This is a genomic window from Planktotalea sp., from assembly GCF_039984035.1.
Lineage (GTDB): Bacteria > Pseudomonadota > Alphaproteobacteria > Rhodobacterales > Rhodobacteraceae > Planktotalea.
Genome location: NZ_JBDWVM010000438.1, coordinates 1 through 10,882 on the forward strand (window position 1 = coordinate 1; position 10,882 = coordinate 10,882).

General features: G+C 53.1%; 16 protein-coding genes. 3 read left to right on the forward strand and 13 right to left on the reverse strand.

The features are described from left to right. A partial coding sequence (locus ABJQ89_RS19450) for an anti-sigma factor (protein WP_348497811.1) occupies positions 1 to 700 on the forward strand: 700 nt, incomplete at its 5' end. A gap of 68 nt (positions 701 to 768) precedes the next feature. On the opposite strand, the gene ABJQ89_RS19455 is transcribed toward ABJQ89_RS19450, so the two are convergent. From ABJQ89_RS19455 to ABJQ89_RS19500, 10 genes are all read right to left on the reverse strand, one after another. Beyond that, entirely contained in the window at positions 769 to 1,392 is a 624-nt protein-coding gene (locus tag ABJQ89_RS19455) for an isochorismatase family cysteine hydrolase (protein WP_348497812.1), read from the reverse strand. Position 1,393: 1 nt separating this feature from the next. After that, on the reverse strand, positions 1,394 to 1,840 hold the full coding sequence (locus ABJQ89_RS19460; protein ID WP_348497813.1) for a MarR family transcriptional regulator: 447 nt from the start codon (positions 1,838 to 1,840) through the stop codon (positions 1,394 to 1,396). A 161-nt stretch (positions 1,841 to 2,001) separates the two neighbouring features. Then, complete coding sequence (gene trpB, locus ABJQ89_RS19465; RefSeq protein ID WP_348497814.1) at positions 2,002 to 3,249, reverse strand: tryptophan synthase subunit beta; 1,248 nt, start codon at positions 3,247 to 3,249, stop codon at positions 2,002 to 2,004. Between the two features lie 133 nt (positions 3,250 to 3,382). Beyond that, on the reverse strand, positions 3,383 to 3,988 hold the full coding sequence (locus tag ABJQ89_RS19470; protein ID WP_348497815.1) for a DedA family protein: 606 nt from the start codon (positions 3,986 to 3,988) through the stop codon (positions 3,383 to 3,385). Then, positions 3,981 to 4,337 (reverse strand): hypothetical protein, encoded by a 357-nt coding sequence (locus ABJQ89_RS19475; RefSeq protein WP_348497816.1) that lies wholly within the window; start codon positions 4,335 to 4,337, stop codon positions 3,981 to 3,983. Before ABJQ89_RS19475 ends, ABJQ89_RS19470 begins: the two co-directional genes overlap by 8 nt. 31 nt (positions 4,338 to 4,368) lie before the next feature. Next, complete coding sequence (locus tag ABJQ89_RS19480; protein ID WP_348497817.1) at positions 4,369 to 4,698, reverse strand: antibiotic biosynthesis monooxygenase; 330 nt, start codon at positions 4,696 to 4,698, stop codon at positions 4,369 to 4,371. 15 nt (positions 4,699 to 4,713) lie between these two features. Beyond that, positions 4,714 to 5,391: a phosphoribosylanthranilate isomerase gene (locus ABJQ89_RS19485; protein WP_348497818.1), complete on the reverse strand. Its 678-nt coding sequence runs from the start codon at positions 5,389 to 5,391 to the stop codon at positions 4,714 to 4,716. A 3-nt stretch (positions 5,392 to 5,394) separates the two neighbouring features. Continuing rightward, complete coding sequence (locus ABJQ89_RS19490) at positions 5,395 to 5,763, reverse strand: LapA family protein (RefSeq protein ID WP_348497819.1); 369 nt, start codon at positions 5,761 to 5,763, stop codon at positions 5,395 to 5,397. A 3-nt stretch (positions 5,764 to 5,766) separates the two neighbouring features. Beyond that, entirely contained in the window at positions 5,767 to 6,048 is a 282-nt protein-coding gene (gene ihfB / locus ABJQ89_RS19495) for an integration host factor subunit beta (protein ID WP_348497820.1), read from the reverse strand. Positions 6,049 to 6,300: 252 nt separating this feature from the next. Next, positions 6,301 to 7,677 carry an MATE family efflux transporter gene (locus ABJQ89_RS19500; RefSeq protein WP_348497821.1) on the reverse strand — a complete coding sequence of 459 codons (1,377 nt, stop codon included), beginning with the start codon at positions 7,675 to 7,677 and terminating at the stop codon, positions 6,301 to 6,303. Positions 7,678 to 7,975: 298 nt separating this feature from the next. Here ABJQ89_RS19500 and ABJQ89_RS19505 point away from each other — a divergent pair, with 298 nt between their 5' ends. Further along, positions 7,976 to 8,356, forward strand: a complete 381-nt coding sequence (locus ABJQ89_RS19505) for a DUF1304 domain-containing protein (RefSeq protein ID WP_348497822.1) — start codon at positions 7,976 to 7,978, stop codon at positions 8,354 to 8,356. Positions 8,357 to 8,425: 69 nt separating this feature from the next. On the opposite strand, the gene ABJQ89_RS19510 is transcribed toward ABJQ89_RS19505, so the two are convergent. Both ABJQ89_RS19510 and ABJQ89_RS19515 read right to left on the reverse strand, forming a co-directional pair. Next, entirely contained in the window at positions 8,426 to 8,758 is a 333-nt protein-coding gene (locus tag ABJQ89_RS19510) for a 4a-hydroxytetrahydrobiopterin dehydratase (RefSeq protein WP_348497823.1), read from the reverse strand. Positions 8,759 to 8,762: 4 nt separating this feature from the next. Then, entirely contained in the window at positions 8,763 to 9,560 is a 798-nt protein-coding gene (locus ABJQ89_RS19515) for a phenylalanine 4-monooxygenase (RefSeq protein ID WP_348497824.1), read from the reverse strand. A 126-nt stretch (positions 9,561 to 9,686) separates the two neighbouring features. Between ABJQ89_RS19515 and ABJQ89_RS19520 the strand changes: the two genes are divergently transcribed. Then, positions 9,687 to 10,148, forward strand: coding sequence for an Lrp/AsnC family transcriptional regulator (locus ABJQ89_RS19520; protein ID WP_348497825.1), 462 nt, complete (start codon positions 9,687 to 9,689; stop codon positions 10,146 to 10,148). Here ABJQ89_RS19520 and ABJQ89_RS19525 read toward each other — a convergent pair. Continuing rightward, a partial coding sequence (locus tag ABJQ89_RS19525) for a sulfotransferase (protein WP_348497826.1) occupies positions 10,145 to 10,882 on the reverse strand: 738 nt, incomplete at its 5' end. The two genes, ABJQ89_RS19520 and ABJQ89_RS19525, sit on opposite strands and share 4 nt — an antisense overlap.

Below are 10,882 nucleotides of genomic sequence, written 5' to 3' on the forward strand. Positions count from 1 at the left end.
AGACCCGCGCGTCGCGGCGGAACTGGAAGCGCTCTTTGAGCTCAACACGGATCTTCGCGGTGCCTTTGACGAACTGCTCGCAGAACCCGTGCCTGAAACGCTCTCGCTGGCACCTTCGTCCATCACGCCCGAACCAGAAACAACGCCTGCGCTAGCCGCCGCAAACACCAACCGCGCGCCTTGGCGCTCGTTGGCAGCTATGCTTGCACTTGGCCTCTTGCTTGGCGCTGGCGGCATGTGGGCCTCTCGCACGCAAGTCGAACCCGTGCAAGTCGCCGCCGCGCGGAGCTGGCTCGGGGAGGTCGCGGAATACCATCAGATCTACGCCCGCCAAACCCGGCACCTCGTGGAAGTTCCGGCGTCCGAGCAAGATCACATCGAAAAATGGCTCAGCAAAGAAGTTGGCTTTGATTTCAAGGTCCCTGATCTGTCTGCCGCAGGATTTACCTTCCAAGGCGCCCGTCTGTTGGTGGCCGCTGGCAAACCCGTGGCTCAGTTGATGTACACGGATGCCAACGGTGCAGTGATTGCGCTATGTGGCTTGCTCAACGGATCAGGCACCCCCGCAGGCACCGCCCTGCGCGCCTTCGGTGATGTTCATATGGCAACATGGAAAAGCGAAACAGGCAGCTTCGCAATCGTCGGCGACGCCCCCGAGCAACTCGAAGACCTCGCTGAACTCGCCACGCCGTTGATCTGAGGCACTAGGTTTTGGCCTTTGGCGGAAAGCACCAGCCTCATGCCTGCCATTTGAGCGAAAACTATAACTCAGCGAAGTGTCACTTGCTGCTTCGTGAGCATCTCTAATGTTTGTTGCGCGCCCTTTGGATCAGCGGACAGGACAGCCTGTTTTACGATCTCAACGTTATATCCGCGTTGGCGGGCTGCAAGCGCGGTCTTGGCAACGCAATATTTCGTATCAAGACCCACCAAATGAAGCGTTCCGACTTCTAATTGCGCGAGCAATGTATCAAGTTCTTTGGTCTCGAATGCGTCCTGCACACGCTTGACCAAGACGTGGTCCGCAAGACCTTTAAAGGGGCCTGCAATTTCGGTGCCCGATGTTCCTTCAATCGCCTGCCCCTTCATCAACGTCCTTGCTACTGCTTTCGTCGACGGAATTGACCACTCCTGTCGTATCGCAATGATTGGAATTTGGTTTGATTTGGCCGCTTCGACCTCGGCCAAAACCTGTGTCTTTACTTCGCTTTTCGCCGCGTCAGTGAATATGTTCGCGTCCCAAAAAACAGATTGAAGATCGATCAACAGCAAGGCCGTGCCTGAACGATCACCAATCGGTTCACCGGAACTCACAGCTCCGATCTTGCGGATGCCATCGGCAAACCAAACCGCTAAAGCAAGAACAACAAAAGCAACTACACTCCAAATCATTTTAAGCACGTCCTGTTTCTGATTTTATGTCTTCCATAACCCTCTGAACGACCTTAACCGCTGTCTCAATTTCGGAGGGGTCCAATCCTTTACTGAGGGACCTAACGAGATCCATTTCGCGCTGTACCACCTCGTCAATCAATGCCTGCCCCTTTGGCGTTAAGGCTATGAGAGTGGATCGTTTGTGACGCGGGTTTTCCTGTTTGGTTGTCAGCCCCTCCGCGAGGGTTTCGTTCACCATTAGCTGCACATACTGGCGTTTGATCTCTAGCTTCTGAGCGATGTCAGGCACGGTTGCCGCTTGCAGCGTCAATAGAACTTCGAGAACGGCTCGTGTTCTGACCGTTAATCCGGTGCCTTCCAAGCCTTTTTCAACTGCAGCTTCGGCGGATTGCATCAAAGGACGAGACATCCAAATGAGCCGGTAAAGGGATTCTGTATCATTCATGACATTATTATTGTCATAATGACATTTATAATGTCAATAAGACAGGCAAGTGAGAGCCAACCAACATAATTCTCTGACTGTCCAAGCATGCCTGAGTGCAGAAAAGGCGCCAATCAACAGATTGACGCCTTCTAATTGTTCTTAATTAAAGAGTTTAAGCGCTACTCAAATACGCGCCCTTCAGGGCCGCTCATGTCAAAGCCCAAGTGCTTCGCAACAGAGAAGATGTCTTTGTCGCCGCGGCCACACATATTCATCACCAGCAAATGATCTTTGGGCAGATCACCCGCGATCTTCATCACATGCGCCAGCGCGTGGGATGGCTCAAGCGCAGGGATGATCCCCTCCAAGGAGCACGACAGTTGGAACGCCTCAAGCGCTTCTTTGTCGGTGATCGACACATATTGCGCGCGGCCGATTTCGTGCAGCCATGCATGCTCTGGCCCGATGCCCGGATAATCCAGACCGGCAGAAATCGAATAGCCCTCTAGAATTTGACCATCATCATCTTGCAGCAAATAGGTGCGGTTGCCGTGCAGAACACCAGGGCGACCGCCCGTCAAAGAGGCGCAATGCTCCATCTTCATGTTCACGCCCTTGCCGCCCGCTTCAACACCAATGATGTTCACGTCCTTGTCGTCAAGGAACGGGAAGAACAGACCCATCGCGTTTGAACCACCGCCAATCGCCGCGATCAACGTATCGGGCAAACGACCCTCAGCTTCGTGCAACTGCTCGCGTACTTCCTTACCGATGATGGATTGGAAATCGCGTACCATCGCTGGATACGGGTGCGGCCCAGCAACCGTACCGATGCAATAGAACGTGTCGCGCACGTTGGTCACCCAATCACGCAGCGCGTCGTTCATCGCGTCTTTCAAAGTGCCACGACCAGAGGTCACAGGAATCACTTCCGCGCCGAGCAGACGCATGCGGAAGACGTTCGGCGCTTGGCGCTCCACATCATGCGCGCCCATGTAGACCACACATTTCAGACCGAATTTGGCGCAAACCGTCGCCGTCGCAACGCCGTGCTGACCTGCGCCCGTCTCTGCGATGATGCGCGTTTTGCCCATGCGGCGCGCCAGAATGATCTGGCCTAAAACGTTGTTAATCTTATGCGCGCCCGTGTGGTTCAGCTCGTCGCGTTTCAGATAAATCTTAGCGCCGCCAAGATGTTCTGTCAGACGCTCTGCGAAATAGAGCGGGCTAGGACGGCCCACATAATGCGTCCACAGATCGTTCATTTCAGCCCAGAACGCATCGTCCGTCTTGGCCTTCTCATATACTTCTTCCAGCGACAGAATAAGCGGCATCAACGTTTCAGAAACGAAGCGGCCACCAAAGTCACCAAAGCGGCCGTTTTCGTCCGGGCCGTTCATGAATGAGTTGAAAAGATCGTCTGCCATATCATTGCTCCAAATCGGGTTGGTTTTCTGTAACTGAACCCGCAACATGGGTAAAGCGAGCAATCGCCCTTAGAGAGCGACTTCATTCTGACCGCATCTTAGGCAGATCACCAAAAAAACCGTATAAAAGACCTTAATGCTGGGGTTGCGCTTTCGACCCACTCGCCTTCCATAGCCATCGTCCGAGCAAGAAGACACCAAGCAAAGCCACAATAAAGCCACTGGCATTCCCAAGCATGCTGGCCAAGGTGGTGATTTGGTTTGAGAAACTATAGCCGAGCCCAATGTAAATCCCGACCCAGACGACCTCACCCAAGGCACCCCACAGCGCAAACTTCGCCCAATTATAACGCGTGAGACCACTGACGAGATTGACGTAAGGACCGAGCGGCGCAACAAGCCAGCAAGACAGGAACACGCTAATCGGGCCCTTTTTATCCATGTAGGATTTGGCAATGTCGCGCAGCTTAGCGCGCTTTGGGTTGGCCTCCAGCCAGGTGTTCAGGCGGGTGCCAAAAGTGCGCGCGAGAAAATAGCCAGTGTTGTCCCCTGCAACCGCGCCAAAGTAGGCAGCAGCCAGCGTCGATGCCAGGTTCAAATCGCCAGTGGCCGCAAAACTACCGCCCGCAAGCATCATTAGCGACGACGGAACCGGCAAGCACAGACAAGACAGAAAGGTCACCACAAGCAGGATGATAACCCCGTAGTTTGTGATCAGATCAAGGATGATTTCAGTCATTTTGGCGCGCCCTAAATTCGGCGGTAGCCTCTGTTACGCGTTGTTGCAACTCTTCGAGGGTCACGCCATTTTTCTCGGCGATATCATCCATTCTATGACGGCGTGGCGGTTCATCAGGATCGAAGAACAGCGCGGGTCCAATGACCCTTGGCGGGACGTTGTAGGAATGCGCCACGTACCGCGATGTCATCCAAGCCGCGAGCGGTTGATCTTGATGGCGCGGATCGTTCCAATAAATCGCAGCGGCAATAGCGTTGAACGCGAAGTAGCTTGCGATACAAACCAACGCGAGAAAGGCGGAAAAAACCACGCGATGGTGCATCCATAACGTCTTTAGTCGGCTTAGCATCGGTGTAGCTCCCACCTTCGTTTCTTAGATTTTAGCCCTTGTCGCGGCGCCATTGTGCCACAACGACTTCACGCGTGGGCATTTCTTTGCTTTCATAGAGCATGCCTGAGGCCGAACGCACGATACCGCGGCGATTTTGAATGAGGTCCTGATAGAGATCACTCTTCTGAAACTCTTCCATCGCGGGCGCGGAATTCCAAACCGCGACCAGATAAAACATGCTCTCAAAACGGAACATGTCAAAGGACAAACATCCCGCAGAGGCCAAGCCTTGCTTTCGCAGTGCAAAGGCCAGTCGGAAGAATTTGAACAGGTTCATCAGCCCGCTCACTTCAACACCGTTTACAGAAATCAAATGCATAGCGCGCTGCTCTACCTATTGAACGGCTTTAACAAAGGCCGCGATCTTTGCGATGTCCTTCACGCCCGGTGCGCCTTCGACACCCGAACTGACATCAAGCTGACGCGCCCCCGTCATGCGCACCGCTTCCATAGCGTTTTGCGGCGTCAAGCCGCCCGCAAGCATCCAAGGAATCGTAAAATCGTAGTCCGCAATCAACTGCCAATCAAAGGCAATGCCATTGCCGCCGGGCAAATCTGCGCCCTTTGGCGGCTTGGCGTCGATCAACAACTGATCCGCCACCGCCGAATAACTTGCCAAAGCAGGCAGATCGCTGGCATCCGCCACACCGACCGCTTTCATCACAGGCAGGCCGTAACGGGCCTTCACCTCAAGCACGCGTTCTGGCGTTTCCTTGCCATGCAATTGCAACATATCGAGCGGCACAGCTGCGGTAATCGCATCAAGCTCCTCGTTCGTGGCATTTACGGTTAACGCGACTTTGACGATACCAACAGGCACCTCAACAGCCAGTGAACGCGCGCTTTCAATGCTCACGTTGCGCGGCGATTTATCAAAGAACACAAAGCCCACATAGTTCGCACCTGCGTCCGCAGCGGCAAGAACATCGATGAGCGTCGACAGTCCGCAAATCTTTGTTGAAACGCTTGACCCTTGCGATATCTCACGGCCAGATCCAACAAGAACAGGCATGGCCTAGCTGGCTTCGTCTAGGATCGCGAGGACATCATCTTTGCCCTCATGCTTGTCCGCTTTAAGGCGTTTGATCTCGCGGCGCATACGATCCATTTCGCGTTTCTGCGCGGCGGCGGCTGCACGTTCTTTATACTCGCGGATCCATTCCCAGATGAAGCCGATCAAAAGACCTAGCGCGACGCCACCGAAGACGACAACAAACAGTGGTAGATCAATGGAACCTGTCAGGAAGGTGAACCCAAGATCGTTCGCAAGAGCGGCCAAGTCGCTATGCATCAATTCAAGCGTCACCATTTGACGATTGCCCAAGGCAATAGAGATAAGGACCACTGCAATAACAGCGAGCACAAAATACTTAATATAACGCATTGGTTACTTTCCGTTTAGCCGATCACGCAGCAATTTACCGGTTTTAAAGAAGGGGACATGTTTTTCTTCGACAGGCACTGATTCACCCGTGCGAGGATTGCGCCCGATACGCGCATCACGCTTCTTTACAGAAAAAGCGCCAAATCCGCGAAGTTCGACACGATCACCACGTGACATCGCATTTGTGATTTCTTCGAAGACCGTGTTTACGATACGTTCAACATCACGCTGATAAAGGTGCGGATTTTCATCCGCCAACTTCTGAACCAGTTCGGATCGGATCATGGCACGGTACTCCCCAGATTATAGTCTCGTGTGGCGACGAGCTCTTAGGCTGTAACTATATGGACTTTCTAGCGTTCGAAAAGCCTGAACCGACACAAGCGGCAAAAACTTACCCATGTTCAGCTAAATTTTCCCGCAAATGGCGGGAAAATCATGGAAAAATCAGTACCCCATTCACCTGTGCGACATAAAGCACCAGAAAGAAGCGCCGCGATTCGGCTGCGAAACGGCGCTCCTTTTGGTTCCCTCAGCTCAAACAGACGCGAACAAACCCCATCTCAATTGCTCACGCCGCGCAACCAAACGCAGCACGACAACCGTCAGAATCAAGAGCATGATTTCCGCGATTGGACCAGCGTACCAAATCCCGATTTCACCGATCCACAAAGGCAACAACAGCGTCAACGGCATGGCAAACAGGTAGGGTTTTGTCAGCCCAAGCACCGCCGCATATGTTGCTGACCCAATCGCTTGGAAGTGGGTCGCAATCATCATCAACGGCCCCATCACGAAGAACAGGTAGGTCATGATCGGAAAGATACGCGCGACTTCATCGATCACCAGTGGATCGTCCACAAACCCACCCGCAATTTGCCGCGAAAACACCATCACAACAACTTGCACCAACGCGCAATACACTGTGGCGACAACCAACGTAACGCGCAGGCTCGCGTTAGAACGCCCCCACATTTGAGCGCCATAATTGTTACCCGTGATCGTTTGCATCGCATGCGACAGGCCCAAGAGCGGCAGGAAGGCAAAGGTAATGACCCGCGTGACAATGCCGTAGGCTGAAATCGTGGCGTCATAGGTGGGCGTTTGCACCCATTGCAGCGCGGCGATGACCAAAGCCGATCCAATCGCCAAACCCATGAAGTTCAGGCTTTGCGGCGCGCCAAGTGCCAGAATCCGGCCCCAGCTCGAGCGCAACGAATGGCTTAGCAAGACCTTGGGACGCAGCTCGGTCACCCCCCATGTGCGAAACGAGACGATGATGATCAAGGTCAACATTTGCGCCGCGCTCGTGCCATAAGCAGACCCGGCCACGCCCATTTCGAACACAGCAATCAACAGATAGTTAAAACCGATGTTTGTCAGCGACACACAGAGACTCATCGCGGCCATAAAACCGACCCGACCCTCATTTCTCAGCGCATCGGAATTCACCGCCAGCACAAAGACCAAAGGCGCAAACAGGATGGTGATCATGAGATAGACATATCCCATATCCGCAATCTCTGCCGATCCATCGGCCATCATCAAAACCAAGGGCGCGCCAAACAATAAGAAGAGCGCGATCAAAAACGCCGACAGCGCCAATGCCAAGCCATGCGCACCAGCGAAAACGTCTTTCGCCCCGCTCATATCGCTCGCGCCAAGATGACGGGCAAGGATGCTGGACATCCCGCTCGCAACCAAAGTCGCGAGCGATACCAGCAGCATATAAATCGGGAAGATCAACGTCACCGCAGCTAAGGCTTCGGGGCCAACATAATGTCCCAGAAACACCGCATCCGCGACGGTCAGCAGGCCATTCATGCTCATCACAAAGATAATCGGCAGGGCAGTTTTCAGGTAAACCGAACTCAAACGTCCGGTGGTGAATGTATTAACAGGCATATCAGCCATCGTTTCATGTCCTCAAACGGCATCGCATTTAGGAAAGGAACCCGCATTACCATTCGCGCAAAGCACAAGAGGTTTCAAAACGTAACTCACAGATCTTAACCAAAGCGTTTCCGCCGCGGGAGGCAGGTGTCTGCAACCTGCGGAATGGGTAGTCGCAACGTAATCGGTCGTCAAGCGTGTGAATTCATGATTAACTAAGACAAACAAAGATCGCAGATCGCCCCGCGCTTTCAATCGCTCAAATCGAGCTAGTAAACCCCGCCTCTCCTGCCAAAACATTTAGAAGAAAGACTTCAACATGAGACTCCTCGCCCTCGCATTCATCGCTTTAACCGCCCTTTTGCACATCTACATCGCTTGGTTTGAGATGTTCGCCTGGACCACCAAGGGGCCGGAAATCTTTACAACTTTTGCACCAGAGCTGTTTGAACCAACGATCCAGATGGCGGCCAACCAAGGCCTCTACAATCTGTTCCTCGCTGCAGGCCTGATTTGGTCTCTGTTGATCAAAGACCCGAAATGGCAGTTCAACATTGCCGCTTGCTTCCTGCTGTTCGTGGCAATCGCAGGCATCGGCGCAGCTGTGACCATCGCCTTCCGTTCAGGAATGCCGCAAATGGTTCCATCGATCATCGGCCTCGTCGCGCTCGTCCTAAGCCGTCGATCTGCCAACGCATAAACGTTCTCTAAATTAGAAAAGCCCCGCACCTTCAACAGGGCGGGGCTTTTTTGTGCTTGGGCTCGGCGACTACGCCGCTGCGTCCACCTTGGCTGCACAGATGAAATCATTTTCGGACAAACGGCCAAGCTCGTGGGACGTGAACGTCACATGGCAATACCCCCAACCGAATGAAATATCAGCGTGATGCCCTTCTTTATCACAGACATACGCCACGAGATTGGCCGTATAAACCGCCTTGGCGAACGCCTTATAGGCAAACTTCCGCGTGAGGCTCTGGCTCTCGAGATCAACCTCCCACGCGGGGTCAAGCTGCGCTTTTAGCGCGTCAATCTCGGCTTCGCTCAAGGCAGCACCGAAACCTTCACAGGCACTACATGTCTTTGATGTTAAATCACTCATTGCCTTAGCCCGCCTTTTTCTTCGGTTCGTAGGTCGGCGCGTGCAACCCGAGGCGCTGCGCGTCCTTGATGTCTGCGAGCAGGTCGCGTTCAATCGCTTCCAAAAGCTGTTCGACACTGTCCAACACAAAATAGATCGGTTGATTGATATCAATCCGATACGGCGTGCGCAAAATATCAATCACATCGAACTCTTTGCGCACAACCGTTGGCTCATGCACGGAATGTGCCAATTCACCCGGCGATGACGCCAATCCCGACCCTAACGCTTTGATCTCGCCTTCTTCGCGCATCAAACCAAATTCAACTGTGAACCAATAGAGGCGGATCAACCACGAATAATCGCTCTTTTCGCATTGCAGGCCGATTTCCCCAATCTTTTGCGAAAACTTGGCAAAATGCGGGTTCGTCAACAACGGCGTATGGCCGTAGATTTCGTGAAAGATATCCGGCTCTTCAATGTAATCGAAATCCTCACGCGAACGGATGAAAGACGCCGCAGGAAAGCAGCGTTTCGACAGCATTTCAAAGAACTGCGAAAATCCGATCAAGGCGGGGACTGGCTCAACCTTCCAACCTGTCAGATCAGTCAGCGTTTCCGAAACTTCCACGCACTGCGGTACGCGATGCATCGGCAGGTCCAGTTTGCGCTGCCCCTCCAAAAACGCGTCGGCCATCAAACGATTGACCCTTGGTTGCTGTTGCAGTGCCAAGTCCTGCCAAACTTTATCTTCCTCAGGTGTGTAGTGAATAAAGCCCGCCGCATCCGGCTGCTTTGCAGCATATTTTGTGTGTTTAGGCATGAAAAAATCCTCCCCATTTTCCAAAACATGCTGCTCTGGATTTTGGGAAAAATTGTGCCTATATATGCCTCCATAGGCGAATATCGGGGGAAAATTCTTCGAATTCATCCAATATCAGGTAAAATTATGCTCGATGCGTTTGAAAGACTCATTCTAAAGACCTTGCAGCGCAATGGCCGCGCCAGCACACAAGAATTGTCAGAAGCTGTCGGCCTTTCCACCTCACCGTGTTGGCGCCGCGTGAAACGGCTTGAGGAAGATGGCTACATCACCCGCTACGCCGCGATTTTGGATCGCAAAAAACTGGGCCTTCACGCCCTCGCCCATGTGCAAGTCTCGCTCGCCGATCACACCGAAGACTCGATCAACAAATTTCAGATTTTCGTGCAAAGCAACGAACAAGTGCTCGAATGCTCCTCAATCACAGGCGATTTCGACTTCATCTTAAAGGTCGCCGCAACCGACCCGGAAACCCTTGAGAAATTCATCATGCGTGACCTTCTGCGCCTCGGTATCGTGCGCACCACGACCACCAATTTCATCTTGCGCCAAATGAAAGTCGCAGGCGTGCTTCCCGTGGATATCTAGGCCAAACTACGTCGCTGCATGTCATTCAACCAAGCCACGCGCCACGCAATCGAGGTATTGTCCGCATCATTGACGATGCTGGGAAGATACTGGGCACACACATCGTCTTGCCAGCGTTTCTGCGAGCTGGCGTAAAGCGGCTGGCGCGCTTGGGAATGGCTCGCCGTGCGAATCGCCGTTGTTGAGCGCTGCGGTTGGGTCATTTCAGGCTGCAACTCAAACCCGCAATAGTCCGCCACGCTCTGCAATACGCGTTCAGGCTCAGACACAAGGTCTTCGTACCAAACGGTACAGATATCGCCCATCGCCTCCCAATAGGACGACATATTTTCGAACAATTTCAAACGGTTCAGAATGCCCGCTTCCGTGTAGCTAAAGTTGAGCGCCGGTGAATCGAAGTAAGTTTCAAACGCCGAGACAGCGATATCGCGAAAATCACGTTTAACCAGAATGATTTTGCAATCTGGAAACGCCTGTCGCAAAAAACCGATGTAAAGATAATTGTTGGGCATTTTGTCGGTTGTAAACCGAACGTCCCCAGCGACGTTTTGATAGGGCTCATATCGCTTTGCGAGCCCTGCAATCGTTGGCTTGAGATCCTGCCCCTCATGGATCGCCGTATCAATTGCACGCCCGACCACAGAGACCTCTCCAAGCGGGCCGATTTCATCGTGGCCTGACAACATGCGCTCCAACAACGTCGTGCCAGACCGGATCATCCCAACGATAAAGAT

Bases quoted from the DNA above. Each gene is read 5' to 3' on its own strand.
- ABJQ89_RS19455 (WP_348497812.1), bottom strand. From the start codon at position 1,392: ATGATTTGGAGTGTAGTTGCTTTTGTTGTTCTTGCTTTAGCGGTTTGG.
- ABJQ89_RS19460 (WP_348497813.1), bottom strand. From the start codon at position 1,840: ATGAATGATACAGAATCCCTTTACCGGCTCATTTGGATGTCTCGTCCT.
- trpB (WP_348497814.1), bottom strand. From the start codon at position 3,249: ATGGCAGACGATCTTTTCAACTCATTCATGAACGGCCCGGACGAAAAC.
- ABJQ89_RS19470 (WP_348497815.1), bottom strand. From the start codon at position 3,988: ATGACTGAAATCATCCTTGATCTGATCACAAACTACGGGGTTATCATC.
- ABJQ89_RS19475 (WP_348497816.1), bottom strand. From the start codon at position 4,337: ATGCTAAGCCGACTAAAGACGTTATGGATGCACCATCGCGTGGTTTTT.
- ABJQ89_RS19480 (WP_348497817.1), bottom strand. From the start codon at position 4,698: ATGCATTTGATTTCTGTAAACGGTGTTGAAGTGAGCGGGCTGATGAAC.
- ABJQ89_RS19485 (WP_348497818.1), bottom strand. From the start codon at position 5,391: ATGCCTGTTCTTGTTGGATCTGGCCGTGAGATATCGCAAGGGTCAAGC.
- ABJQ89_RS19490 (WP_348497819.1), bottom strand. From the start codon at position 5,763: ATGCGTTATATTAAGTATTTTGTGCTCGCTGTTATTGCAGTGGTCCTT.
- ihfB (WP_348497820.1), bottom strand. From the start codon at position 6,048: ATGATCCGATCCGAACTGGTTCAGAAGTTGGCGGATGAAAATCCGCAC.
- ABJQ89_RS19500 (WP_348497821.1), bottom strand. From the start codon at position 7,677: ATGGCTGATATGCCTGTTAATACATTCACCACCGGACGTTTGAGTTCG.
- ABJQ89_RS19505 (WP_348497822.1), top strand. From the start codon at position 7,976: ATGAGACTCCTCGCCCTCGCATTCATCGCTTTAACCGCCCTTTTGCAC.
- ABJQ89_RS19510 (WP_348497823.1), bottom strand. From the start codon at position 8,758: ATGAGTGATTTAACATCAAAGACATGTAGTGCCTGTGAAGGTTTCGGT.
- ABJQ89_RS19515 (WP_348497824.1), bottom strand. From the start codon at position 9,560: ATGCCTAAACACACAAAATATGCTGCAAAGCAGCCGGATGCGGCGGGC.
- ABJQ89_RS19520 (WP_348497825.1), top strand. From the start codon at position 9,687: ATGCTCGATGCGTTTGAAAGACTCATTCTAAAGACCTTGCAGCGCAAT.